Source organism: Streptococcus oralis, assembly GCF_019929345.1.
Classification (GTDB): Bacteria; Bacillota; Bacilli; order Lactobacillales; family Streptococcaceae; genus Streptococcus.
Window position 1 is genome coordinate 43,110 of sequence record NZ_JAHZPJ010000002.1, and the last position, 25,010, is coordinate 68,119.

The 25,010-nt window shown below is 41.4% G+C and carries 24 protein-coding genes; all 24 read right to left on the reverse strand.

What is annotated here, in order from left to right; translation table 11 throughout:
- Positions 1-32: 32 nt before the first annotated feature.
- Positions 33-1,340 carry an McrC family protein gene (locus K1I97_RS02345; RefSeq protein WP_223331420.1) on the reverse strand — a complete coding sequence of 436 codons (1,308 nt, stop codon included), beginning with the start codon at positions 1,338-1,340 and terminating at the stop codon, positions 33-35.
- On the reverse strand, positions 1,327-3,315 hold the full coding sequence (locus K1I97_RS02350; protein WP_223331421.1) for an McrB family protein: 1,989 nt from the start codon (positions 3,313-3,315) through the stop codon (positions 1,327-1,329). The genes K1I97_RS02345 and K1I97_RS02350 overlap by 14 nt, the downstream gene beginning before the upstream one ends.
- A 209-nt stretch (positions 3,316-3,524) precedes the next feature.
- Positions 3,525-4,304 carry an L-threonylcarbamoyladenylate synthase gene (locus tag K1I97_RS02355; RefSeq protein WP_000160498.1) on the reverse strand — a complete coding sequence of 260 codons (780 nt, stop codon included), beginning with the start codon at positions 4,302-4,304 and terminating at the stop codon, positions 3,525-3,527.
- A 25-nt stretch (positions 4,305-4,329) separates the two neighbouring features.
- On the reverse strand, positions 4,330-4,923 hold the full coding sequence (leuD, locus tag K1I97_RS02360; RefSeq protein ID WP_223331423.1) for a 3-isopropylmalate dehydratase small subunit: 594 nt from the start codon (positions 4,921-4,923) through the stop codon (positions 4,330-4,332).
- 9 nt (positions 4,924-4,932) lie between these two features.
- Positions 4,933-6,315, reverse strand: coding sequence for a 3-isopropylmalate dehydratase large subunit (gene leuC / locus K1I97_RS02365; protein ID WP_223331424.1), 1,383 nt, complete (start codon positions 6,313-6,315; stop codon positions 4,933-4,935).
- 3 nt (positions 6,316-6,318) lie between these two features.
- Positions 6,319-6,588: a DUF1294 domain-containing protein gene (locus tag K1I97_RS02370; protein WP_223331426.1), complete on the reverse strand. Its 270-nt coding sequence runs from the start codon at positions 6,586-6,588 to the stop codon at positions 6,319-6,321.
- Complete coding sequence (gene leuB, locus K1I97_RS02375) at positions 6,585-7,622, reverse strand: 3-isopropylmalate dehydrogenase (protein ID WP_223331427.1); 1,038 nt, start codon at positions 7,620-7,622, stop codon at positions 6,585-6,587. The genes K1I97_RS02370 and leuB overlap by 4 nt, the downstream gene beginning before the upstream one ends.
- Before the next feature lie 11 nt (positions 7,623-7,633).
- A complete protein-coding gene (locus K1I97_RS02380; protein ID WP_223331428.1) occupies positions 7,634-9,196 on the reverse strand; it encodes a 2-isopropylmalate synthase in 1,563 nt (520 codons plus the stop codon).
- 314 nt (positions 9,197-9,510) lie between these two features.
- Positions 9,511-10,167, reverse strand: coding sequence for an MmcQ/YjbR family DNA-binding protein (locus tag K1I97_RS02385; RefSeq protein WP_223331429.1), 657 nt, complete (start codon positions 10,165-10,167; stop codon positions 9,511-9,513).
- Between the two features lie 44 nt (positions 10,168-10,211).
- Positions 10,212-10,844, reverse strand: coding sequence for a copper homeostasis protein CutC (locus K1I97_RS02390; protein WP_223331430.1), 633 nt, complete (start codon positions 10,842-10,844; stop codon positions 10,212-10,214).
- Between the two features lie 93 nt (positions 10,845-10,937).
- Positions 10,938-11,297: a YbaN family protein gene (locus K1I97_RS02395; RefSeq protein ID WP_007516860.1), complete on the reverse strand. Its 360-nt coding sequence runs from the start codon at positions 11,295-11,297 to the stop codon at positions 10,938-10,940.
- A gap of 106 nt (positions 11,298-11,403) precedes the next feature.
- A complete protein-coding gene (gene topA / locus K1I97_RS02400) occupies positions 11,404-13,491 on the reverse strand; it encodes a type I DNA topoisomerase (RefSeq protein ID WP_223331431.1) in 2,088 nt (695 codons plus the stop codon).
- Positions 13,492-13,608: 117 nt separating this feature from the next.
- Complete coding sequence (dprA, locus tag K1I97_RS02405; RefSeq protein WP_223331432.1) at positions 13,609-14,457, reverse strand: DNA-processing protein DprA; 849 nt, start codon at positions 14,455-14,457, stop codon at positions 13,609-13,611.
- Positions 14,458-14,539: 82 nt separating this feature from the next.
- Entirely contained in the window at positions 14,540-15,163 is a 624-nt protein-coding gene (locus K1I97_RS02410) for a hypothetical protein (RefSeq protein ID WP_223331433.1), read from the reverse strand.
- A gap of 144 nt (positions 15,164-15,307) precedes the next feature.
- Positions 15,308-17,131, reverse strand: a complete 1,824-nt coding sequence (gene lepA / locus K1I97_RS02415; RefSeq protein ID WP_223331435.1) for a translation elongation factor 4 — start codon at positions 17,129-17,131, stop codon at positions 15,308-15,310.
- A 78-nt stretch (positions 17,132-17,209) separates the two neighbouring features.
- On the reverse strand, positions 17,210-17,938 hold the full coding sequence (locus tag K1I97_RS02420; RefSeq protein ID WP_223331436.1) for a metallophosphoesterase family protein: 729 nt from the start codon (positions 17,936-17,938) through the stop codon (positions 17,210-17,212).
- Positions 17,939-19,606 carry a DNA repair protein RecN gene (recN, locus tag K1I97_RS02425; protein WP_223331438.1) on the reverse strand — a complete coding sequence of 556 codons (1,668 nt, stop codon included), beginning with the start codon at positions 19,604-19,606 and terminating at the stop codon, positions 17,939-17,941.
- A gap of 6 nt (positions 19,607-19,612) precedes the next feature.
- A complete protein-coding gene (locus K1I97_RS02430) occupies positions 19,613-20,044 on the reverse strand; it encodes an arginine repressor (RefSeq protein ID WP_223331440.1) in 432 nt (143 codons plus the stop codon).
- Positions 20,037-20,852, reverse strand: coding sequence for a TlyA family RNA methyltransferase (locus K1I97_RS02435; RefSeq protein ID WP_223331442.1), 816 nt, complete (start codon positions 20,850-20,852; stop codon positions 20,037-20,039). Before K1I97_RS02435 ends, K1I97_RS02430 begins: the two co-directional genes overlap by 8 nt.
- A complete protein-coding gene (locus K1I97_RS02440; RefSeq protein WP_038805374.1) occupies positions 20,845-21,720 on the reverse strand; it encodes a polyprenyl synthetase family protein in 876 nt (291 codons plus the stop codon). The genes K1I97_RS02435 and K1I97_RS02440 overlap by 8 nt, the downstream gene beginning before the upstream one ends.
- The gene (locus K1I97_RS02445; protein WP_000043226.1) at positions 21,717-21,929 is read right to left on the reverse strand and encodes an exodeoxyribonuclease VII small subunit; all 213 of its coding nucleotides are present in this window, start codon (positions 21,927-21,929) and stop codon (positions 21,717-21,719) included. The genes K1I97_RS02440 and K1I97_RS02445 overlap by 4 nt, the downstream gene beginning before the upstream one ends.
- Positions 21,907-23,247 carry an exodeoxyribonuclease VII large subunit gene (xseA, locus tag K1I97_RS02450; protein ID WP_223331444.1) on the reverse strand — a complete coding sequence of 447 codons (1,341 nt, stop codon included), beginning with the start codon at positions 23,245-23,247 and terminating at the stop codon, positions 21,907-21,909. The genes K1I97_RS02445 and xseA overlap by 23 nt, the downstream gene beginning before the upstream one ends.
- Before the next feature lie 127 nt (positions 23,248-23,374).
- Positions 23,375-24,013, reverse strand: coding sequence for a uridine kinase (udk, locus tag K1I97_RS02455; protein ID WP_223331445.1), 639 nt, complete (start codon positions 24,011-24,013; stop codon positions 23,375-23,377).
- A 112-nt stretch (positions 24,014-24,125) separates the two neighbouring features.
- Positions 24,126-25,004, reverse strand: a complete 879-nt coding sequence (gene truB, locus K1I97_RS02460) for a tRNA pseudouridine(55) synthase TruB (protein WP_223331446.1) — start codon at positions 25,002-25,004, stop codon at positions 24,126-24,128.
- Positions 25,005-25,010 lie beyond the last annotated feature (6 nt).

The window sequence follows — 25,010 nt, forward strand, 5'->3', positions numbered from 1 at the left end:
AGGAATCGAGAAGTAAAGTGGAGAGAGTAGTTTCACTCCACTTCATTATCAATATTCCTTTTAAAAATTTCTTCAGAATTTTCCATTATTTTACAAAACACACTGTAGGATAAAGCCTTCTGAGGAATTTGGATAGACCACTTCTTCAATTGAGCTCCATAGCCAGCTAGTTTTCCTATTTCACTATTTACTGACTGCTCCATACTAGGAAAAATCAATCCTGCTTTCCAAGTTTTCCCAGCTTCTAAAATATAAGAATAGGAAATCAACTGGAACAAGTCCTCGCGATTGATCCCTTTTTCAGTAAACTCCAGTTTTTTATATTTTGCATCTAGAACTATTTTTAACTCTTTATGATAAAAATCTGGAAATACTTTTCTTTCACGATTAGAAAATACTGAAATTCCGTCCGTCTTAACCTTATTTCGTGGATGGATGAAATCTTTTGGCAACAGGGTGTAAATATACTCTTCCCAGAGCCAGGAAACATCGAAAAGAATACCATGAATTTTTTGTTCCTGATACCCTAAACCGTGCTTTTCTTGGTTTAGGATCATCAGGCAAAGTTCTTGTAACTTCCTGTACTCGTGAAAGTACGCATGACGTACAGGTTTAGATTGATTTCCCCGAATAATCTTGGCACGATCAGCTAGTTTATAAGAGGGCGTTACACGTACGATTTCAGATACATTTTCACGATTACTATCGAGTAGTGCTCCAAAACTTTTTTGAATCTTTATGTACTCAATCGTATGCCGAATCAATTGCATGAGTGGATTATCATAGGTAAACTCCCTAGTGGTATAGGCAATATTTCCCGTAAAAGGAAGATTTTTTTTCAGATGGTTTCCTACATCTAACACTCCCTTTACATGACTGTCGTTATGAGAAAATCGCTGGTATTCCTTATACAGACCTTTTCGGAGAGCAGCATGCAGATATTTGGGAAAGAGGTAAACCAAGAGTTGATAGAGTTTATCTTCAGGAGATAGACCGACATCCAAACTAGTCAGATTGATATTGAGAACTTTTTGTAAGAGATAATGCAAAAAATGGTCGTTACTTTCATCAGAAAAACGAGAGGAAATCGTCAATCTTTCCTGACCACAGCCCAGAAAACCAATCACATTTCCTGTCTTGATTTTCTGATTAACTGTTTCAAAAATCTTTTGGTCCTTGTCTAAATCAGGAGAATTCATCAAATCATTTGGGAAAATAAAGATACGGTCCTCTCGAGAAAGGCTATCTAGTGTTCTATCAAGAAGTGCTTGACTTAGGTTGGGATATTCTACGACAAAGTCCTCTTTAGCAATTCTATGCTGATTATCAGTTATTCGCATTATCATCACCAGTATCTTGCAGATCTGTTTCCCCGTTATTTGTCAGATCAAATGCTTTTTTCAATGTATCCAGAGTTTCAGTCTCTTCATAAGAACCTCGTAAGTAATCTTCCAAAAGCGGTTTAAGGTAATCAGACCAAAGTAATTCATAGTCAAAATCTACATCCTTCAACTTAAGGAAATAACTTGGTCCGATATGATAATGACTGTTTAGCTCCTGAACGTTTTCGATAGCTGCATTCAAATTTCTTAGACGAAGTTTTGCTTCTTCTGCATGGATATCTAGTTCTTTATCCAACATAGCAACTTGGCTTTCAGCAGTAACTTCAACAAAACGGAAACGACGACGCATAGCAAAATCAAAGGTGTCCACTGAACGGTCAATATCATTCATTGTTCCGATGATGTAGACATTTTCAGGGATATAAAATTTGTCATCAGTCTCATGTAAATTAGCATACTGAGTAGAAACACTCCCCTTTTCACCACGATAACCAGGGTCGATAGAGAAAAAGAGTTCCCCAAAAATCTTAGAAATCTCCCCACGGTTGATTTCATCGATGATGAAAACGAATTTCTTGTCTGTGTTAATTTCTGTTGGAGAAATATAATCTTTCAGACCAAATCTTTTCTTTAAAGTTTCTAGGACTTTTTTTCCTTGATTACGATAATAGGGCTGTTTCAGATATTTTTCATCTTTATAGAGTTCATAAACATAAGATTTTGTTAAGCAAGTTCCTTGAGCTTTAGTTTCATAATTGATATTAAAATTATTTCTACTATTTACTGTGAGATAGGAAAATTCTGTCAAATATTCTTTTTCATCTCTGCTATTTACATATTCAAGATAAAGATCCCAAGCTTCATCAAAATTATCTTGTCCTCCAGTTTTCTGAGCTTCTTTAGCTAATTGGCAGAATTTCTTAAAAATACCGTCCTGTAAGCCAAAGTTAATCTGTCCATCATTTACTAGGATTGGTCTCAGCCCCTCTACAAAATCCGTATAATCATAGGAAGGGTGAAACTGTACAAATTCGATTTGGTCTTCGTTGCCATCCGTTAATTCTTTGGCAATTTCTTTAGCAAGATAAGTTTTTCCTGTGCCAGGAGCACCACGAAGGATGAGGTTTTTGGATTTTAATAAGATATTTTTATACTCGTTGATATTTTCTAACATGTTTATATCTTCCTTTTCTGCTTCTCTATAAAAACTAGTAAAATTGTCATAAAAGTCTTTTAAAATTTCATTGGGTTCAGCAGTTGATTCCAACTCTAAGTCCTTGACAAGGTATTTATACCCTAAATCTTCATCTAGATTATTACTATACCATTTTACAATTTTAAATTCTGTGAGTTTAAATCTCTCAAAACCACACCTTATATTTATCCATGAATTATCAATTTTATTTAATTGATAACCAAAGTAAGGTAGTTTTCTATATCCTTCACCATTTTTTGGACCACACTGACCTGTGTTAAGCATTTCAACTTTGTATGGAATATCCTCAATTGTAACAGCAGGATAAATAAGTTTAGCTCCATCTAATTTTTGAGAACGTTTAATTTTTATATCTTTCGAATTATAGATATTTGCTTGATTCACAAATTTAGCCAAAAATTCTCTGAAGACTTTATAACACTCTGAGTTATTTCCACCTTTTACAAACTCATAAGATTTATTTACAAAAGGTAAAATCTCATTCAATGAATTCTCGTCCTTAATAAAATACTCAGCATCAAGTGTCCAACCAAATGAATCAGGTTTCTTATTAAACAACAATATATCTGAATCACAAAGGCTCTTCGAAAGAACAGCGATCTTTATTCCTTTATTCTGAAAATTGATCTCTATAAAATTTTGTAATTTCCCTTTTCTATTCATAACCTGAAAAGAAATATAACTTTTTGTTTTATTTTCAATTGCATCTGGGAATTCTTTTTTTATCTTGTCAATGAAAGTTTGTTTTGAAACCATTGTGTTTTCCTTGCTTATAAAAAATTTATTGTTAGACTTAAATTATATTTGTTTCGTTCAAAGTAAGATATTTTACTTTGCAGAAACTACATTCTATTAATATATTCTGCATCTAGCATATCATATCTATTTAAAAAAGAAAAGAATTTCTAAAGAAAAAGCCCAGTGTAGAGAGCTTTATTACCTCATAACACTAGACTCTTTTTATCTTAATAATACTCACCCTGACGGTAGTCCCATGAGTTAAAGGTATCTGACAAGTGCATCATGATTTTATCAATGTCAAGCCCTTTACGGATAACGACTGGTGCTGGTGAAGTTGAACGTGCTCCTCCTTGTTCTGGGATTAGTTTGCCGTCTTTATCAACCATAGAGACCATCACACCTTGCTCGTAGCGGGTTTCAATCGTTTTGTCAGGTTGGATGGATGCCACATAGTCGTCTGCTTCAATGACAAGGTCCACTGCCCCTTCGATTCGTTCTCCGATACCTTCTACCTTACCACGGTTACCTTTTCCAGATGGGTTAGCTGATGAAGCATAGACCATCTTTCCTTCTTCCCAAAGTTTGGCAGCCAATTGTTCTCCTGCTTTCCCAAACTTGATGACAAAACAACTAGTACCACGAACGTCTGTCATAAGTTCTTCACGGCCATCACCATAAGCTTTGAGTTTTTCAAAGGCCTCTGGTTTCCAAGGAAGGATACAACCAAGAAGAATATCTTCATCCCAATGTTTTTGGTAGAAGGCTTCAATTTCTGGATTGAGTTGTGCCAAAGCGCGAAGCTCATCCATGCTACCACAGAGAACAACACCTGGCTTGTTACGGTTACGCTCTTTGGCTGCAAACTTGCGTTCAAGTCCTGCCTTATCGCTAGTCATGATGATGTAACCAACTTTGGTAGGACAAACGATACAACCGCCCTCACCTTTTAAAATATCATAGCCTTCTTGTGAAAGTGTTCCGTTCCATTGAATGTGTTTTGTCATAGTTCTATTTCCTTTTCTATTTTTTCTAATCCTGCCAGTAGGCTGGACGTTGTTTTTCATAGGCAGCAATCAAATCTTCATACTGCAACGTAATACCGATATCATCCAAACCATTTAAGAGCTTGTGTTTCCATTCGCTATCAATTCCGAAAGTGAATTCTCCAACTGGTGAGATGATTTTCTGTTGTTCCAAGTCCACCGTTACCTGGTCAGTTGGTTGTAGCTGAGCTAGTTTCTCTCTAACCTCTCTGGGCTGGACAATAGGCAACATGCCATTATTGAGTTCATTATTGTAATGAATGTCCCCGAAAGAACCTGCAATCACGACTTTAAAACCATAGTCAGCTAAAGCCCAGGCTGCGTGTTCCCTCGAAGAACCTGCCCCAAAGTTATCCCCTGAGATGAGAATACTGGCTGTACGGTATTCTGGTCGGTTAAAGACAAAGTCTGGATCCTCAGTATACTTGTCGTCCAGATAACGCCAAGCGTACATAAGGTACTTACCAAAACCTTTCTTATCAATTAACTTGAGAAACTGCTTGGGAAGGATTTGGTCAGTATCAATGTTATCATTCATAAGAGGAACGGTCGTTCCCGTATAAACTGTAAATTTCTCCATATCCTCTCCTTACTGGGCTTCTGGCATCTGTCGAACATCTACGAAGCGCCCTGCGATAGCTGCCGCAGCTGCCATGGCTGGACTGCAGAGATGGGTCTTAGCACCAAAACCTTGTCTGTCCTCAAAGTTACGGTTGCTAGTTGAAGCGCAGTGGACACCATCAGGTACCTTATCTGGATTCATCCCTAAACACATGGAGCAACCTGGATCTCTCCACTCAAAACCAGCATCTAGAAAGACTTTGTCCAAGCCCAACTTCTCAGCAGCTCGTTTCACAGGACGAGAGCCCGGTACTACGATTGCTGTTAGATTGGGAGCTATTTTCTTCCCTTCAACAAACCGCGCAGCCAGTTGCAAGTCACTGAGCCGAGCATTGGTACAAGACCCGATAAAAATATAGCCTAGTTCAATGTCCGCTGGCTTTTGACCTGGTTCCAAGTCCATGTAATGATAAGCTCGTTCATCGTTCATATCCTTAATTTCTGGGAAGCTACTGTCAAAGTCAACGCCCATAGCAGGGTTGGTTCCCCAGGTCACCATAGGAGCCAAGCCAGAGACATCCATCTGGATAACCTTATCATAAACGGCATCACTATCGCTTACAAGCGTCTTCCAGTCGGAAACTGCCTCCTCAAAGTCCTCTGGAACACATTCTCGTCCCTTGAGATAGTCATAGGTAGTCTGATCTGGATTCATAATCCCCATCTTGGAGCCAAACTCGATGGACATATTGCAGATGGTCATTCTCTCTTCCATGGTCAGAGCATCAATCGCCTGTCCTCGATATTCCACCACATAGCCAACACCACAAGCAACGCCGTACTTGGCAATTAAGGCGAGAATGTAATCCTTAGAATAAACTCCTTTTTGAGGAACACCAGTGAATTCTACCAACATTTTCTTAGGTTTAACTTGCCAGAGGGTCTGGGTAGCAAAAACATGCTCGACTTCACTGGTCCCAATCCCAAAGGCGATAGCTCCGAAAGCTCCGTGAGTAGCTGTGTGGCTGTCTCCACAGACGATGAATTTTCCTGGTTGGGTCCGTCCTGTCTCTGGACCAACCATGTGAACAATACCCTGCTTTTCAGAACCGTGGGCAGCATGTTCAATCCCAAATTCCTCAACATTTTCAGCTAGCTTATCAATTTGAGCCTTAGAAATGACATCTCGAATATCGTAGATATTGACAGTCGGAACATTATGATCAAAGGTTCCAAATGTCAAGTCTGGTCGTCTCAATCTGCGACCTGCATCTCGTAATCCTTGAAAAGCTTGGGGACTGGTCACCTCATGAATATAGTGCTGGTCCACATACATGAGTTGGGGCTGCCCCTCTTCTCCTGTGATGACATGGCGGTCCCATAATTTATCAAAAATCGATTTTCCTGCCATCCATTACCTCCAAATAAAATATAAGGCCACTAGTGTGGTCACCATCCCGAGAAACCAAACTGTTTTAAAATACCATTTTCTAGTCTTGTGGTGAAAGGTGATTCCTGCCAACCAGGCACCAAAACCACCACAAGTAAAGGCTAAAATGAGTAATATTTTCTCTGGAATGCGCCAAGCACCTCTTCTTGCCTTGGATTTGTCAATGCCATAAATCAAGAAAATCAGCAGATTCCAAATCAAGAGGGCTAGAGTAATTTTTTCGTCTAACTTCATAACCTTGCGATAATAGCTTCTGTCATTTCCTTGGTCGAAGCCTGTCCTCCAATATCTCTCGTTAAAATGCCAGCCGCTAAACTAGCTTCAACAGCACGCTCGATACACTCTGCATCCTCATAACGTCCGAAACTATCTCTCAACATCATGGCAACTGACAAAATCATGGAGATAGGATTGGCAATTCCTTGACCAGCAATATCAGGCGCTGAACCGTGAATAGGCTCATAAAGACTTGGTCCCTTTTCAGAATGACTGGCTGATGGCATAACCCCAAGTGTGCCTGATAGAACGCTTGATTCATCAGATAAGATATCTCCGAAAAGATTCTCCGTCACAATGACATCAAACTTGGCAGGATTGGTAATCATAAGCATAGCAGCTGAGTCCACCAACTGGTGTTCCAAGGCCACATCTGGGAAATCTTGCGCGACTTCCTCAGCTACTCTGCGCCAGAGTTTTGATGTCGCTAGAACATTTTGCTTATCGATACTAGTAAGGATTTTTCTCCGATTTTTTGCAATTTCAAAGGCCTTGCGAATAATCCGCTCTACTTCCTCATAGCTGTAGTCATTGATATCACGCGCTTTTCGCTCGTCAAGGATATGATCTCCAAAGTAAATCCCACCTGTCAACTCACGCACCACGACAAAGTCTACACCAGCAATTCGTTCTGGTTTAAGTGGTGATAAATGCTTGAGACTATCAAAGATTTTCACAGGCCGAATATTGGCATAGAGATTGAGTTCCTTACGAAGAGCTAGCAAGCCTTGTTCAGGCCGAATCGCTGCCCCATCATACTGAGGACTACCGATAGCCGCAAGGAGAATAGCGTCTGCTTCTCTACATGACTTGAGGGTTTCATCAGGTAAGGGATGCCCTGCAGCATCAATACCTGCACCTCCAAAGGGGCATCTATCTATCTCATAGTCAAAACCTGTTTTTGAAGCTAGGGCTTCTAGAACTGCTAAACCAGCTTCCATGATTTCTGGACCGATTCCATCCCCTGCTAGAGCTACTATTTTCTTTGTCATAGCCAACTCCTTTACACACTAGGCATGTCTCGGTAGGAAACGCTATGCCCCATCTCACCTGCATTCTCTTTTTGAACAAAGGTATTAGCATTGATATAAGCAATAGCCGAAGCCTTCAATACATCGAAATCGAGACCTGCTGCGTTAAAGATCGTTTCTGTATCTCTGTTTTCAACAGTAACCAGGACACGAGCTTGAGCATCAATTCCATCTGTCACAGCATCAATGGTATAGGACACCAAGCGGACAGATTGGTTAAAGAACTTATCGATAGCGTTAAAGATCGCTTCAACGGAACCTTGCCCTGTCGCATTGAATTCGACTTTCTCACCATCCATATTGGCTAGGCTAACGAGCGCTTCAATTTCATTGTCTGCATGGGTTTGAAGTTGCAAATCATCAAAGTGGAAGCCTTCTGGATTTTCAACCATGGTTCCAGCTACCAGAGCTCGAATATCTGCATCTGTAATTTCTTGTTTCTTGTCCGCTAGTGCCTTGAACTTAGCAAAGAGTGGTTTGATATCCTCTTCTGTAAAATCTAGGGCTAATTCTCTTAGTTTCTCAACAAAAGCATGACGTCCAGACAATTTTCCAAGCGGAAGGCTATTACTCTTAACACCGACCAATTCAGGTGTGATGATCTCATAAGTGAGAGGATTCTTAAGAACTCCATCTTGGTGAATACCAGACTCGTGAGAAAAGGCATTACCACCAACGACAGCCTTGTTTTTAGGAACTGGAATACCCGAGAAGCGAGAAACCATTTCAGACGTATTCATTGTTTCATCCAAAACAATATCACTAGTTGCTTGGAAGAAATCCTCACGAATCTTCAAAGCAACAGCTACTTCTTCAAGAGCAACATTACCTGCGCGTTCACCGATACCATTAATAGTTCCCTGGACACGTCCAGCACCGTGTTTAATTGCTGTCAAAGTATTTGCAGTTGCCATACCGAGATCATCGTGACAGTGGACACCAAAGACAACTTTATGATCTGATTTAATATTTTCAGTCAAGTAATCAAAGATACGTGCAAACTCTTCTGGAGTCGTAAAGCCAACAGTGTCAGGGATATTGATATAAGATGCACCTGCATCAACCGCTGTTTGAACGACTTGCAAGAGGAAATCCAACTCTGTTCTAGTCGCATCTTCAGGAGAGAATTCGACGATTTCAAACTTAGAACGAGCATAAGAAACATGTTCCTTGATAGCTTCTAAAATCTCTTCCTTGCTTTTATTGAGCTTATACTTGCGGTGAATCGGACTGGTAGCGATAAAGACATGAATCTGTGGATACTTGGCATCCTTAAGAGCCTCATAACAAGCATCAATATCAGATTTTACAGAACGAGCTAATCCTGTCACTGCTGTTTTTTTCATGGCTTTAGCAATTTCTTGAACAGCTATAAATGAATCTGGACTAGCAGCCGGAAAACCAGCTTCAATTACAGAAATTCCCCATTTCTCCAGCTGCCTTGCAATGGAAACTTTTTCCTTTATTGAGAAGTTAACACCAGGTGTTTGTTCCCCATCACGAAGGCTTGTATCAAAAAATTCAACTTTACGCATAAGATTTCCCCTTTTCCAAATGTGGTTTTAAAAAAACATCTCGCTCAGAAGCCCAAGCGAGATGTTGATTTACTCCCGCTTGGTAAGCCAAACAGGACTAATGCTTTTGCACTAGCCCGAGTACCTCAACAACAAAGCAAATTGATTAAACTTAGCTGTTTTCATGTTTGACTTTCTCCTTCGTTTGATATCTTGTTTAGTATTTTAGCATAGCTAAAAACACTTGTCAAGAAAAAATCCATTATTTTCTGAAAATTTCTTCAGTAAAGAATATTTTGCTAATTGAAAGTATTTGAAAACTCAAGCGAATTTCTTTATTTTTTCACAGTCAAGTTCCAACTTCTTTCGATGAGTTCTATCACTTCTTCATCTTGCAAACTATCATCAAGTGCCAGACTAAGCCAGTAGCGTTTGTTCATATGAAAGGCTGGATAAATGCCCTTTTGTGAAAGCAAGTCAGCCACTTGATCGTGTTTGATATTAACTGCTTCGACTAGCCCTTCTCTGCCCTTTTCCAGCTTATTCCATGGAATTCTCATCATAACAGCATACCACTTTTGATTGCCTTCATGGCGCAATACAGCAGTATCAGGCGATTTCTCCCAAAGATACTCCAATTGATTACCATATTTTTTCTGAACTTGAGCCATGATACGCTTAGTCTGAGGGCAGATAAAATCCTGTACATCAAAGCAGGCCTTGCGAATCTGGTAAAGAATCTCCAAACAAGCCTCACGGACACTTCCGACAAAACTTCCCCTCATACTTTCCATATGGACTTGAGGATAGAGGTCACCCGTCTCTTGATCAAAAACTTGAAAGCTTACATTATCCGTCGTGATGGACACAGTCATGGCAAAGTCTCCATCCAAAATTTGGAAACTGTGGGTCCAGACTTCCTCATTTTCTACAAAACCATAGACACGTGCCTTTTCTCGATTAAACTGATAGGATTTAAAAATTTCAAACATAAGTGAAAACTGCTACCAAAAGCTAGCAGTTCCTTTCTATTTTTTTAAAAGACAACCTTGGTACCGTGAAGCTGTGTCACACCAAGTTGGTCGATAAAGGTTTGACGGTTGTCCAAGTCAATCCCCCCACCTGGTAGAATTTCAATTTTACTAGCAGCATGTTCCAAAATTCTATGATAGTGGGCAAAACGTTTTTCTAGCGAATCACCAGACACACCAGCACGAGTTAAGATACGAGTGACACCGGCTTGGCTGAGCCAGTCAATGGCTTCCAACTGGTCTTTATCACTCAATTCATCAAAGGCCATGTGAAAGACAATTTCCATTCCTTTAGATGCGGCAATCAGCTTCTCAAGATTAGGCTTATCCAACTTCTTATCAGCAGTTAAAGCACCAAATACAACCCCCTGACTTCTAGCCTGAGCAGTCATCCGAATATCTTCTAGCATAATAGCAATTTCCATATCATTATAGACAAAATCGCCACCACGTGGACGAATCATCGTCATAATGGTCGTATCGTAGTTAGCTGTCAGTTCAACCGCTGCCTTGGTCACTCCATAGCTTGGTGTTGTTCCACCAACTGCTAGATTGTCACAGAGTTCGATTCGACGAGCTCCAGCCTGCATCGCTTTTTCAAGCAGGGTCACATTTTCAGCACAAAATTCGTAAATCATTTGATTCTCCTTGATGTTTTCTTTAAATTTATTATATCATATTGTTTTAAATATGCTTTCATTTTTATCAAGGCAAATAACTACTATTTTTATCTATTCTTTGTCAGGAATGACTTTAAAGAGATAGTAGGTGATAAAGATAGTCAGGGCTCCCAGACCGATTTTGACTGGTAAAAGAGGGGCAAAATAAATAGAAATCCCCATCAAGATATAGATAGATACGATGATTTTTTTCTTTCGTTCACGCGCGATTGACTTGGTTTCTCGAAAATCAGCTACATAGGTCTGATAAAGCTTTGTATGATAAAGCCAGTCTTCAAAACGCTTAGAAGATTTTGAAAAGCAAGCGATAGCTAACAAAAGAAAGGGTGTTGTTGGTAAAAGTGGTAAGACAACTCCAATAACAGCTAAAGCCAGTGAAATAAAGCCAATACTGAGATAAATGATACGCATGATTTCTCCTAGATAAATTACTCTTCCTCTAGTTTCGCATACAAGGGGGAAATTTGTCAAGCATCAACAAAAAAGAGCCTGAAATTCATTTTCAGGACTCTGCATTTTATTTAATTTTTTCCTCTTCGTAGTCGCCATTACTACATACAACCTGCTTGCCACCACCACGGACTTTTTTCTCCACTAGGAAGTGTCCGCATTTTGGACAGTCACGGCCAATTGGTTTGTCCCAGGAAGTAAATTCACATTCTGGGTAACGATTGCAACCATAGAAGATACGATTGCGCTTGGTTTTGCGTTCGATGATTTGTCCTTGATGACAGCTTGGACACTCGACTCCAATCTCTTTGACAATTGCTTGTGTGTGACGGCAGTCTGGGAAATTACTACAAGCATAGAATTTACCAAAACGACCGAGCTTAATGACCATCGGACTGCCACAAACTTCACAATCAAATCCAGCTGGCTCATCCTTGATCTGGATTTTTTCCATTTCGGATTCAGCCTTGGCTACCTCTTTAGAGAATGGTTTATAAAATTCATCAATGACACGTTGCCACTGCTCTTTACCAACCTCGACATCATCCAGTTTTCCTTCCATCTCAGCTGTGAAGGTCACGTTTACGATATCTGGGAAATATTCAACGATGAGCTTATTGACAATTTCTCCCAGTTCTGTCGGTTCAAAACGTTTAGCAGCCAGACGAACGTAGTAACGTTTTTGGATGGTTTCAATGGTCGGAGCGTAGGTTGACGGACGTCCAACTCCATTTTCTTCCAAGGTCTTGATAAGAGTCGCTTCCGAATAGCGAGCAGGTGGTTGGGTGAAATGTTGTTCTGGCTTGCTATTCACCTGCTTGACTACATCTCCTACTGCCATATCTGGCAACATCTTGTTCTTGTCAGAGTCATTGTAAATAGCAAGATACCCATCAAACTTAACTTGACTTCCATTTGCCGCAAACTGAACGCCATTTTGAGAGAGCTTAACAGCCATGGTATCAAAGATAGCGCCTGTCATCTGGCTAGCCACAAAACGGTTCCAGATAAGGGTATAAAGTTTGAGCTGGTCTTTGTCCAAGTACTTAGCGATGCTTTCAGGTGTGTTAAAGACACTTGATGGACGAATGGCTTCGTGGGCATCTTGAGCACCTGAGGCATTCTTGACCTTGCTACCATGCTTGGAATACTTGCTACCAAAACGGTCGTTAATGTAGCTTGCCGCTTCATTCTGAGCCACAGGACTGATACGAGTCGAGTCTGTACGCATATAGGTAATAAAACCTTGCACACCTGATCCGATATTGATCCCTTCATAGAGCTGTTGAGCCACCATCATAGTCTTTCGAGTACGGAAATTGATTTTGTTAGCAGCATCCATCTGCATGGTTGAAGTCGTATAAGGTAGGGGCGCATTGCGTTTGCGTTCTTTCTTATCTACTTGGTCTACTGTAAAATCTTTACTAGTCAAATGGGACAAGACTTCTTTGACTTCTTCATTGGTGGTCAATTTCATCTTTTTGCCATTCATACCATAGAATGAAGCCTGAAATTGCTTGGTTCCCTTCTTAAAGACACCATCAATTGTCCAGTATTCTTCCGGTTGGAAGGCATTGATTTCATTTTCACGGTCAATGATGAGCTTAAGGGCAACCGACTGCACGCGTCCTGCTGATAAGCCCTTCTTGACCTTTTTCCACAAAATAGGCGAAATCGAATAACCTACCAAGCGGTCTAAGACTCGACGAGCTTGTTGGGCGTCGACCAAGTCCATGTCAATCTTGCGCGGTTCTTTAAAGGCATTTTTTACCGCGTCTTTGGTGATTTCATTAAAGACTACACGGTTGGCATCATTCTCGTCCAAGTTGAGAATGTGAGCCAAGTGCCAGGAAATCGCTTCTCCTTCACGGTCCGGGTCACTCGCAAGAAAAACTTTATTGGCCTTTTTAGCTTCTTTTTTCAGATCATTGATGAGAGGACCTTTTCCTCTAATATTGATATACTGCGGTTCATAGTTATTTTCAATGTCGACTGACATACTGGATTTTTTCAAATCACGGATATGCCCGACACTAGCTAAAACCTTGTAATTTCGGCCTAGATATTTCTCAATCGTTTTCGCTTTAGCAGGCGACTCCACGATGACTAGATTTTTTTTAACTGTTGATTTTTTCTTTTTTGTTGCCGTAGCCACACTATCACACCTTTTCAAAGTAATAAACTTTATAAAGTGTAAACCATTTTTCTATAGCTGTCAAGACTTAACTCCTATATATAGAAGAAAAGTTTATCTGTGTGAACAAATTTCTCCTTAAAATTCAAACTCAGCCAACACATCTTGGCCACTGCTAATCAGCTTTGCTCCCTCTTGGATCAGATGGTGACAGCCATCTGAATGGCCGTCTAAAATGTTTCCCGGAATGGCAAAGACATCACGACCTTCCTCCATAGCTCGCTCACAAGTAATAAGACTACCAGAACGCATTCTTGCCTCTGCTACAATAACCCCACGACAAAGTCCTGCAATGATACGATTTCGAGCTGGAAAGTGAAATTTCAGAGGTTGCTCGCCAGGTCCATATTCACTGAGAACCAGATGGTCATTGCCAATGTAGTCTTGCAAACGTTTATTGGCTTTAGGATAAAACACATCCAAACCTGTTCCAATCACTGCAATCGTTTTTCCACCATTATGGAGTGCAGCCATATGGGCAGCCGTATCAATCCCTTTGGCTAAACCACTGACCACGATTAACTCGTTTTCCAAACCTTGAATGACTTTCTGAACCGACTTTGCTCCCTGACTAGAACATGAACGACTCCCTACAACAGCAACCTTTGGAAACTTCAACAGGTCTAGATTTCCTTTATAAAACAAGAGCGCTGGAGCATCATAAATCTCACTCAGATCCCAAGGATAACAGTCATCAAGAATCGAGAAGGATGGAAATTTCTGAAACTCCTTCTCCAACTGTGCATCATCTATCTGGAAATAACGTTCCATAAAGACAGCAGGATTACGACATCCTGAAATTTCTGCAATATCACCTAGCAAGAGCTCCTGATCAACACTCTCGTCATATTCAAGGACAGTTAGAATCTGTTGATTGGTCAGGCCAGCTTTTCTCAATTTGTAAATCTCATAGTTTGTGATCTTCATATACAACTCCATTTCTTTTGCTACTCATCTATCTATTCGTAAAAATAGCAAAAAGAAGACCAGTTGATCTTCTTTTTTTCATTTATTCAGATTTAGTAGTTGACCAGCTACTTTCAACCATTGGTAAGATTGTTTTTAAAGTTTCCCCATCTCCTTCAAGTGAAACATAGCGGATTTTACCATCATTTGATCGGAAAACCCAAGTAACGAGGTATTTCCCTGACTTAGTAATTGCATTGACAACATAGGCTTCATAACCTCCAATGGTCGATTTGGAGCCCCAAACCTTACTGAAATCAGAGCTTTGTTCTTTGGAAATTAAAATACTAGATGAGACAGTCACAACATCCAGTTTAGCATATTCTTCTTCGCTGATATTGAACTGCTCAGCCTTGAAGGTATTCAGCGTAACAATGTTGATATCTGTTCCATCGCAATACTGTATATCATTTCCACCTTCTACTTCATGGAATCGAACCCATGATTTGGGTACCTTGACAAAGCCATACTCATTCGATCCGATGATTTGCGTCTCTCCCTTTTTCGCTTCAGAAACGGCAGAGCTAGAGCTACTCGTTTCCTGACTACTAGAAGAACTAACAACTGCAGACGAACTTTCTTCGGTTGCTGTTTGCGATTTATTGGAACATGAAGCTAAAAAAGCACTAACAGTAACTACAGTACCTAAAATTAATAATTTTTTCATCCTACCACCTTTCCATCTGCATTATAAGAAAAATAAGGACTTCTGTCAAATTCTAACCTAATCGATTCTGTTAGTTTACGATTTAATAGCTCACATTTAAAGCAAAAACTCTTGAAAAATCTTCAAGAGTTTTATTTTTTATTTCTATTCTTCATCCATGCTCAAGACGCTGAGGAAGGCTTCTTGGGGAACTTCTACTGATCCGATAGCTTTCATACGCTTCTTACCAGCTTTTTGTTTTTCAAGGAGTTTGCGTTTACGAGAAACGTCACCTCCGTAACACTTGGCAAGTACGTTCTTACGAAGGGCCTTGATATCAGTACGAGCTACAATCTTGTGTCCAATGGCTGCCTGAATAGGTACCTCAAACTGCTGACGAGGAATGATTTTCTTGAGCTTATCAACGATGAGTTTTCCACGTTCGTAGGCAAAATCCTTGTGAACGATAAAGCTGAGGGCATCCACCTTGTCTCCATTGAGAAGGATATCCATTTTGACCAGTTTAGATGGGCGGTACTCTGACAATTCGTAGTCAAAGCTTGCATAACCACGCGTCGAAGACTTAAGCTTATCAAAGAAGTCAAAGACGATTTCAGCAAGTGGAATTTGATAGATGACATTGACACGATTATCATCAATATAGTCCATGGTTACAAAGTCCCCACGTTTGCGCTGAGCCAATTCCATTACTGCACCAACAAACTCCTGTGGTACCATGATTTGCGCCTTGACATAAGGTTCTTCAATGGTCGCGATCTTAGTCGGATCTGGAAATTCAGAGGGGTTAGACACATCCATAGACTCACCGTCAGTTTGGTTAACCTTGTAAATAACAGACGGAGCTGTCATGATGAGGTCAATGTTGAACTCGCGCTCTAAACGCTCTTGGATAACATCCATATGGAGAAGTCCAAGGAATCCACAACGGAAACCAAAACCGAGTGCCTGAGATGTTTCAGGTTCAAACTGCAAGCTGGCATCGTTTAGCTGCAATTTTTCAAGGGCTTCACGAAGGTCATTGTACTTGTTTGACTCGATTGGGTAAAGACCTGCAAAGACCATAGGGTTCATTTGCTTGTAGCCGTCTAGTGGTTCTGCTGCAGGATTGCTTGCTAGGGTCACTGTATCACCCACACGAGTGTCTTGAACCGTCTTGATGGAAGCCGCAATATAACCAACGTCACCAGTCGCTAGAAAATCGCGCCCAACTGCTTTTGGCGTGAAAATACCAACCTCAGTCACATCAAAGGTCTTTCCATTGCTCATAAGCTGAATCTTATCGCCAGGTTTGACCACTCCGTCCATGACACGCACTTGGAGGATAACCCCACGATAGGCATCATAAACTGAGTCGAAAATCAAGGCCTTGAGTGGTGCCGTTACATCTCCTGTTGGTGCGGGAACTTTCTCTACGATTTGCTCAAGAATTTCTTCAATACCAATACCAGCTTTGGCTGAAGCCAAGACCGCTTCGCTGGCATCTAGTCCAATGACATCCTCAATCTCTATACGCACACGCTCAGGATCAGCTGCTGGTAGGTCAATCTTGTTAATGACTGGTAGAATTTCTAAATCATTATCCAAGGCTAGATAAACGTTGGCAAGAGTTTGCGCCTCAATCCCTTGGGCTGCATCGACCACCAAAATCGCCCCCTCACAGGCAGCGAGCGAACGCGACACTTCATAGGTAAAGTCCACGTGCCCTGGCGTATCAATCAAGTGGAAAATATAAGTTTCTCCGTCTTTCGCAGTGTAATTGAGCTCAATGGCATTAAGTTTAATGGTAATCCCACGTTCACGCTCAAGATCCATACTATCGAGAAGCTGGGCTTGCATTTCACGACTAGAAACGGTCTCCGTCTTTTCCAAAATGCGGTCTGCCAGCGTCGACTTTCCGTGGTCAATATGGGCGATAATAGAGAAGTTGCGGATTTTCTCCTGTCGTTTCTTTAATTCTTCTAAGTCCATGATGCTCTTCCTTTCAGGGTATCTATTAATTATAAATTGTTTTTAACATTTTGACAAGACCATACCCTGCTAGGAGTACTAATCTTCGGCAATAAAACCATCATTTTCGATAAAGTGGTGTTCTGTCATTCCTTGGTCTGTAAAGACGATTCCATGAAGGACACCACCATAGACAGCTCCTCCATCCATGCCAATCTTGCCATCCTCTGTTATCCAAAGCTCAGCAGTACCTCGGTCTTGCTTGAGCAAACCATAAACTGGTGTATGCCCAAAGACAATGGTTTTCCCGGTATTATTTTCAGCTTCGTGGAATGGTTTTCTGAGCCAGACTTTCTTGTAATCAGTGGTTTCATGCCAATCATCCAAGGTCAAATCAATACCAGCATGCACAAAGATATACTTGTCTGTCTCAACGAAAAAAGGCATCTGACGGATAAATTCGACTAAATCTGCTGCTTCCGTCTCAACATGTTTAGCGTCTTCAACTGCATCCACAGGTGCATCTAAGGGACGACCTAGGATAGAGTTAATAGTTGTATCACCACCATTGCGACGATAATGGTCATAGCTTTCTTCTGGGTCATCGAGCCAAGTCAGAAACATATACTCGTGGTTTCCTGATAGACAGATCGCTCCATGATTGTCGACCAAGTCTTTGACCATTTCTAGAACACGGCGACTATCCTCACCACGGTCAATCAAATCCCCTAGAAAGAGCAGCTGAGTTTGACCATCCCAGGTTTTGAGCAGATCTTCTAGCATACCTGCCTTTCCGTGAACATCTCCAATTACATAATAGTCTGTCATTTATTTCTCCCTCGTTTGTAATAATTCTCTGGCTTGGGTAAGGGCCGCTTGGGTTACATTTTCCCCAGCCAACATCTTAGCTACTTCCTCTACTCGCTCTTCTAAAGTCAAGAGGCGAACCGTCGACACCGTTGAGTGCTCATCGCTAATCTTCTCAATAAAGAATTGATAATCCGCGATGGCAATCACTTGTGGAAGGTGAGAAATAGCAAGAACCTGACCATGCTGGCCAATCTTATGAATCTTCTGTGCGATGGCTTGGGCCACACGACCTGAAACTCCCGTATCCACCTCATCAAAGACAATACTGGTCTTGCCTTCTTTGCGAGAAAAAGCAGACTTGATAGCCAACATGAGACGGGATAATTCCCCACCAGACGCAACTTTGACCAAAGGTTTAAAGTCTTCACCAGGATTGGTGGAAATGTAAAACTCAACTGCTTCATTTCCTTCACGGCTGAATTTACTCTTACTAAAGCGAACCTGGAATTGTGCCTTCTCCATATAGAGGTCCTGAAGTTCTTGTTTAATCTCTGCCTCAAGCTGCTGGGCCAAATCATGGCGAGCAGATGCAAGCTGCCCTGCCAGATCAACAAGATTAATTTCCAATTTCTTGAGCTCTGCTTCCATGTCTTCGGAAGAAAGATTATTACCTGTCAAGAGATTGTACTCATCCGTAATCTTAGCGAAGTAAAGCAGGACATCGTCCACAGTCCCACCGTATTTACGGGTAATAGTATTCAGAAGATCTAGGCGATTCTCAACCTGCATGAGGCGATTGCCATCAAAATCCAAGCCCTCAATAATATCTTCCAAACGCTTTGTAATATCTTCTAAAACATAGTAGGTCTCAGACAGAGAACTTGAAATTTCACGGTATTCAGGGTCATATTCTTCGACACTTTCCATGTCATTCATGGCTGAACGGACATTAGCAAGACTGGAGAATTCCTCATTGTCCAACATAGTGTAGGCATTGGTTAGCGTATCAGCAATATTCTTATGATTGAGGAGTTTATCTCGTTCTTGGTTGAGAGTCAAGTCTTCACCAGCCTGCAAGTTTGCAGCCTCAATCTCTGCCATTTGAAATTCCAACATTTCGATACGTGCCTTATGTTCCTGCTGGTTTTTCTTGACTTCCAGAACCTGCTTGCGCATTTTACGATAGGCATCAAAGCTAGTCTGATAGGTCTCCTTCAAGTCCAAGAAAGTAGTATCACCAAACTCATCCAACATCTGAATGTGCAGTTGAGGACGCATTAACTCCTCTTGGTCATGCTGACCATGGATATCCACAAGGTGTTGCCCAATAGCACGCAGAACAGAAAGATTGACCATCTGACCATTTACGCGACTAACACTACGACCGTTTTGCAAAATTTCACGGCGGATGATAATCTCATCACCCAATTCTAAACCTTGCTCTTCAAAAAGTTCCTGTAAAAGGCGACTATTTTCAACTGAGAAAAGTCCCTCAATCTCTGCCTTTGGCGCACCGTGACGAATAACGTCTGTCGTTGCACGAGCCCCCAACATGAGATTCATAGCGTCGATAATGATAGACTTTCCAGCACCCGTTTCCCCGGTCAAAACAGTCATACCCTTTTCAAAATTGAGGGAAATCGCCTCAATAATGGCAAAGTTTTTTATCGAAATTTCAAGTAACATACTGACCTACCATTTTTTGACTTGTTCAACAATTTCTTCAGCTGCCTCTGCTGTTCTAGCTACAATTAAGATAGAATCATCATCAGCTAGACAGCTAAAAATCTGTTCAGTAAATGCTTCAACCAACTGACTCTTCACAAAAATAGTATTTCCAGGAATGACAGAAAGGTTGATCATATTTCCCATTAACTCAGAACTCACAATATTGTCCTCAGCCAACTGCAAACTTTTGACGATTGATTTTGGCAATTCATAGACATAGGTGTTGTCTCTCAAAGGAATTTTGACAATACCTAGTTCTTTGATATCTCGTGATACCGTTGCCTGAGTGGCACTGATGCCTGCTTCTTTCAAATGTTCTACGATTTCTTCTTGCGTACCGATTTGATAATCTGTCACAAATCGTCTAATTTTTTCAAGTCTCTCTTTTTTATTCATTTTTAAATTGACTATGCGCCCTCTCTACAATTTTTTCTATTTCTGGGGCAACTTGATTACTTGCTCCCTCTTCCTTTTTCAAATAAACTAAAAACTCAATATTTCCATGTCCACCTTGGATTGGTGAATAGTCTAATCCAAACACTGAAAAACCTTGTTCAACTGCCATAGCAGTGACAGATTCAAGGACATGTTGATGAACCTTGGCATCGCGAATGATTCCATTCTTTCCAATCTGCTCACGACCTGCTTCAAACTGGGGCTTAACCAGAGCCACAACCTGCCCTTGATCAGCCAAGACTCGGTGTAAGGCTGGCAGAATCAAACTGAGGGAAATAAAACTCACATCAATACTGGCAAAGCTCGGTTCCTGCTCAAAATCAGTCTTTTCAGCATAGCGGAAATTGAACTGCTCCATGCTGACAACCCGTGGGTCTTGGCGCAATTTCCAAGCCAACTGATTGGTGCCGACATCAACTGCAAAGACTAACTCAGCACCATTTTGCAACATGACGTCAGTAAATCCTCCAGTGGAAGCCCCAATATCAATCGTGGTTGCGCCATCCACTGATAAATCAAAGACATGCAAAGCCTTTTCCAGTTTTAGACCACCTCGACTGACATACTTGAGTTTTTCACCTTTGAGTTTTAACTCGGTGTCATCTGGAATTTTCTCTCCTGGTTTGTCAAAGCGTTCTCCATTCAGGACTGCTACGACTAGACCAGCCATGACACCACGCTTGGCTTGTTCACGCGTTTCAAACAAACCCTGTTTATAAGCTAGTACGTCCACTCTTTCCTTAGCCATTGATTCTCAAACTTTCTACTATTTTCACAATCGGCGCTGTTTCAAAGCTGACTTGCTGGGCGATTTCTTCTAATTTAGCCTCGGCTTGATCCAAAGTTTGGTTACAAAAGGCAATGGCCTCTTCCAAGCCCAACAAGGCAGGATAGGTTGACTTTTCTGCCTGTAAATCCTTTTGTGGTGTCTTGCCGATTTCCTCAAAACTAGCTGTCACATCCAGTACATCATCTCTTACTTGAAAAGCCAGCCCAATCAATTCACCTACAGTTTTCAATTTTGTTTGGATTTCAGGCGCTAATTCAGCTATGATAGCAGCTGCTTGGAAGGGATAGGCTAGTAATTTTCCAGTCTTATTGGCATGAATGGTCTGAAGTTCTTCCAAGGACAAATGCTGGTGTTCGCCTTCCATATCTAAAACCTGACCTGCTACCATGCCTAGACTTCCTGAAGAAAGGGATAAGTTGGCAATCAAATCCACCTTGATTTGACTTGGCAAATCTGTCTGCGCTATCAAGGCATATGGATCTAGGAATAAAGCATCTCCAGCCAAAATAGCCATTGCTTCACCAAATTTCTTATGATTGGTTAAACGCCCTCGACGGTAATCGTCATCATCCATGGCAGGAAGGTCATCGTGAATCAAGCTCCCTGTATGAATCATTTCCAAGGCCGCAGCCACCTGCGCGTGTGCTGGTTTAATAGCGACTTGCAAGGCTTCCAGAACCTCTAACAAGAGAAAAGGCCGAATACGCTTGCCCCCAGCATGAATGGAATAGAGAACGGACTCTCGTAGACTAGAAGCAAACTGCTGGTCTCCATAAAAATCTTCCAAGGTCGACTCGACAAGAGCTAATTTTTCTTGCTTCTTCATTCAAAATCACTTTCTGTTCCGTCTTCTTGCATGACCTTAACCAAGGTCTTTTCAGCCTTGTCCAGTGTCGCTTGGAGCTCTTTTGACAAGACCATGCCCTTTTGAAAGGCCGCAATCGCATCTTCCAAAGCAATTTCACCATTTTCCAAACTTTGGACAATGGTTTCCAGTTCTGCTAGATTTTCCTCAAATTTCTTTTGTTTTGACATCTTTAACCTCTAATTCTACTTGACCATCTCGCATCAAAAGCGTCACTTGGTCTTTTTTCTTCAACATCTCAACTGAATCCACAACAGAATCTTCTTTTTTGACAATCGCATAGCCACGCGCCACGATTCGACTGGTATCCAACATCAACAAAGCTTCTGAAAGTCTCTTCACCTCAGCAACCTTGGCATCATAAACAAGCGCCATTTGGCTACGTAGGAGCTTGTCCAACTGACCTAGACGATCTTGATAGCGTTGGATTTTGGTAACAGGTGATAATTGTACCAGTTGATGCGTCCTTGCTTGGACTAGCTGTTTGTTATCGGAAATCCGTGTTCGCAAACTTTGTTTTAAACGCAGTTGCAGTTGATCCAACCGTTGCAAATAACCATCATACAAGCGCTCTGGCTGTCTAAAGATAACAGACTGACTGCATTTTTTCAAAGCCTCTTTTTTCCTTGATAGGACATTTCGGACTGCTGTCGCCATCCGTTTTTCCTGATTTTGCAAATGAGCTAATAGATCCAACTTGGTCACAGGTGTTGCTAGTTCAGCAGCAGCAGTCGGTGTCGCAGCCCGTCTATCTGCCACAAAATCCGCCAAGGTCACATCTGTCTCATGCCCCACACTAGAAATGATTGGCAAACGAGATTCAAAAATAGCTCGTACCACAATTTCTTCGTTAAAGGCCCAGAGATCCTCGATGGAACCACCACCACGACCAATAATCAGTAAATCCAAATCGTCACGTTGATTCGCACGCGCGATATTTCGAGCAATTTCCTCCGCCGATCCATCACCTTGCACCTTAGTCGGATAGAGAAGGATATCAACACCAGGAAAGCGCCTGCTGACAGTCGTGATAATATCTCGAATAACAGCTCCACTACGACTTGTTACTACGCCGATACGCTTAGAAAATTGGGGCAGAGGTTGCTTGAAGCGTTCTTGAAACAGACCTTTTTCTGTCAATTTTTTCTTGAGTTGTTCAAACTGAATCGCAAGCGCCCCAACCCCATCAGGCTCAGCCTTTTCAATGATGATAGAGTAGCTACCGCTCGGTTCATAAACCTGAACTCGCCCAATCACATTGATTTTCATCCCTTCTTCGAGGTCAAAACCTAGTTTCTGATAGATCCCAGACCAGATGGTCGCTTGAATAACTGCATGGTCATCCTTCAGGGAGAAATATTGGTGAGTAGGTCGTTTACGAAAGTTGGAAACTTGACCAGTTAAATAGACCCGTTCCAAGTATGGGTCTTTATCGAATTTCATTTTCAGATACTTGGTCAAAGTTGTTACCGATAAATACTTTTCCATCTCCACCTACTATTCATTTTCTTGCTCTTTCATGGGTATTATTATACCAAAAATATGCCTAAAAATCTCCATTTATGTACCATTATGAGTGAAAAATAGAAAAAGGAGGCAAGGCCTCCACATCTGATTATTTGCTGTTTCGAGCTTCTTCCAAAATCTTTGCAATCTTGGTCGTCAAAAGGTCGATAGCAACTGTATTGCTGACTCCCTCAGGAATGACGATATCAGCATAACGCTTAGTTGGCTCGATAAACTGGTGGTACATGGGTTTAACCACACCTAAATACTGGTCAATAACGCTGTCAAGACTACGGCCACGCTCTTCCATATCACGCTTGATACGACGAATAATGCGCACATCATCATCCGTATCCACAAAAATCTTGATATCCATCAAATCACGCAGACGCTTGTCCTCCAAGACCAAAATCCCCTCAACGATAAAGACATCTTGAGGTTCTTGACGATAGGTCATGCTACTCCGTGTATGCTCTGTATAGTCATAAGTCGGAATATCCACTGGACGACCCGCCAATAACTCCTTAATCTGCTCGATCATCAAGTCTGTATCAAAGGCAAAAGGATGGTCATAGTTGGTTTTGACACGCTCTTCAAAGGTCAAATGAGACTGATCCTTGTAGTATGAATCATGCTCAATCATGGAAATCTTCTCATCAGGAAAATGCGATAAAATGGCTCTTGAAACACTGGTTTTTCCTCCACCAGAACCACCTGTAACCCCGATAATGATTGGTCTATTTTGCATGCTATCCTCCGTTTTTTTATCCGTCGTCTATTCTATCACATTTTTTGAAAAATTTATAGTCTAGTTTTGGATTGATTATGGGTAACAATTCTAATACTTGCACCTAGCCAGACTATCCAAAAACCTTCCTTGGCTTATAAAGATTACCCCGTTTTTCTAGAATGGCAAGCAATTTTTCTTCTTCAAAGGCAGCCAATTCCTTATCCGACTGATCTAGCTCGATAAAACGACCAAAGCGAACTTCCGTAGCCTGTTCTGGAGTTAGGAAAACTTTGACAAGGTCCCCTGTTCCAATCTCTAGAGGATGGAGAAAATCCAATTGGCCAGACTCTACTCTTTCAGCAATTTCTTCCAAGGTAAGAGCGTCTTCCAATTGTAAACCGGCTGCACTAGTCCGTGTCAAATGGGACATGTGAGCCGCATAACCCAACTTCTCTCCCAAGTCAACAGACAAGGTACGAATATAAGTTCCCTTACTGCATTTTACACGAAAGGTGAAACGTGCAAGTTCGCCCTCATAAGAAATCGGACTTGTCCGTTCAAAGCTATAAATAGTTATCTGACGTTCTGGACGCTCCACTTCCTGACCAGCACGTGCATACTCATAGAGCTTGCGACCATTGACCTTGACAGCCGAATACATGGGAGGAATCTGAGTAATAGGCCCAGTCAGGCTAGTAATTGCTTCATCGACAAGCTTTTCATCTAAGGGCGACAAAACGGGTGTCTCTGCGACCACTTCCCCACTAGCATCCTCGGTCGTTGTTGAATAACCCAGAGTGATTTCTCCCTCGTAGACCTTGCCCTCATCCTGCATAAACTCAACCATGCGGGTCGCCTTGCCAACTGCAATGGGCAAAACACCCACTACATCCGGATCCAAGGTCCCACCATGACCAATCTTCTTAGTCCCCAAAATCTTACGCAGTTTAAAAACCGCATCATGCGAGGTCATTCCCGCTTCTTTTTTTAAGTTGATAATACCGTTCATTTTTGC

Bases quoted from the DNA above. Each gene is read 5' to 3' on its own strand.
- K1I97_RS02345 (WP_223331420.1), bottom strand. From the start codon at position 1,340: ATGCGAATAACTGATAATCAGCATAGAATTGCTAAAGAGGACTTTGTC.
- K1I97_RS02350 (WP_223331421.1), bottom strand. From the start codon at position 3,315: ATGGTTTCAAAACAAACTTTCATTGACAAGATAAAAAAAGAATTCCCA.
- K1I97_RS02355 (WP_000160498.1), bottom strand. From the start codon at position 4,304: ATGACAAAACACATTCAATGGAACGGAACACTTTCACAAGAAGGCTAT.
- leuD (WP_223331423.1), bottom strand. From the start codon at position 4,923: ATGGAGAAATTTACAGTTTATACGGGAACGACCGTTCCTCTTATGAAT.
- leuC (WP_223331424.1), bottom strand. From the start codon at position 6,315: ATGGCAGGAAAATCGATTTTTGATAAATTATGGGACCGCCATGTCATC.
- K1I97_RS02370 (WP_223331426.1), bottom strand. From the start codon at position 6,588: ATGAAGTTAGACGAAAAAATTACTCTAGCCCTCTTGATTTGGAATCTG.
- leuB (WP_223331427.1), bottom strand. From the start codon at position 7,622: ATGACAAAGAAAATAGTAGCTCTAGCAGGGGATGGAATCGGTCCAGAA.
- K1I97_RS02380 (WP_223331428.1), bottom strand. From the start codon at position 9,196: ATGCGTAAAGTTGAATTTTTTGATACAAGCCTTCGTGATGGGGAACAA.
- K1I97_RS02385 (WP_223331429.1), bottom strand. From the start codon at position 10,167: ATGTTTGAAATTTTTAAATCCTATCAGTTTAATCGAGAAAAGGCACGT.
- K1I97_RS02390 (WP_223331430.1), bottom strand. From the start codon at position 10,844: ATGATTTACGAATTTTGTGCTGAAAATGTGACCCTGCTTGAAAAAGCG.
- K1I97_RS02395 (WP_007516860.1), bottom strand. From the start codon at position 11,297: ATGCGTATCATTTATCTCAGTATTGGCTTTATTTCACTGGCTTTAGCT.
- dprA (WP_223331432.1), bottom strand. From the start codon at position 14,457: ATGAAGATCACAAACTATGAGATTTACAAATTGAGAAAAGCTGGCCTG.
- K1I97_RS02410 (WP_223331433.1), bottom strand. From the start codon at position 15,163: ATGAAAAAATTATTAATTTTAGGTACTGTAGTTACTGTTAGTGCTTTT.
- lepA (WP_223331435.1), bottom strand. From the start codon at position 17,131: ATGGACTTAGAAGAATTAAAGAAACGACAGGAGAAAATCCGCAACTTC.
- K1I97_RS02420 (WP_223331436.1), bottom strand. From the start codon at position 17,938: ATGACAGACTATTATGTAATTGGAGATGTTCACGGAAAGGCAGGTATG.
- recN (WP_223331438.1), bottom strand. From the start codon at position 19,606: ATGTTACTTGAAATTTCGATAAAAAACTTTGCCATTATTGAGGCGATT.
- K1I97_RS02430 (WP_223331440.1), bottom strand. From the start codon at position 20,044: ATGAATAAAAAAGAGAGACTTGAAAAAATTAGACGATTTGTGACAGAT.
- K1I97_RS02435 (WP_223331442.1), bottom strand. From the start codon at position 20,852: ATGGCTAAGGAAAGAGTGGACGTACTAGCTTATAAACAGGGTTTGTTT.
- K1I97_RS02440 (WP_038805374.1), bottom strand. From the start codon at position 21,720: ATGAAGAAGCAAGAAAAATTAGCTCTTGTCGAGTCGACCTTGGAAGAT.
- K1I97_RS02445 (WP_000043226.1), bottom strand. From the start codon at position 21,929: ATGTCAAAACAAAAGAAATTTGAGGAAAATCTAGCAGAACTGGAAACC.
- xseA (WP_223331444.1), bottom strand. From the start codon at position 23,247: ATGGAAAAGTATTTATCGGTAACAACTTTGACCAAGTATCTGAAAATG.
- udk (WP_223331445.1), bottom strand. From the start codon at position 24,013: ATGCAAAATAGACCAATCATTATCGGGGTTACAGGTGGTTCTGGTGGA.
- truB (WP_223331446.1), bottom strand. From the start codon at position 25,004: ATGAACGGTATTATCAACTTAAAAAAAGAAGCGGGAATGACCTCGCAT.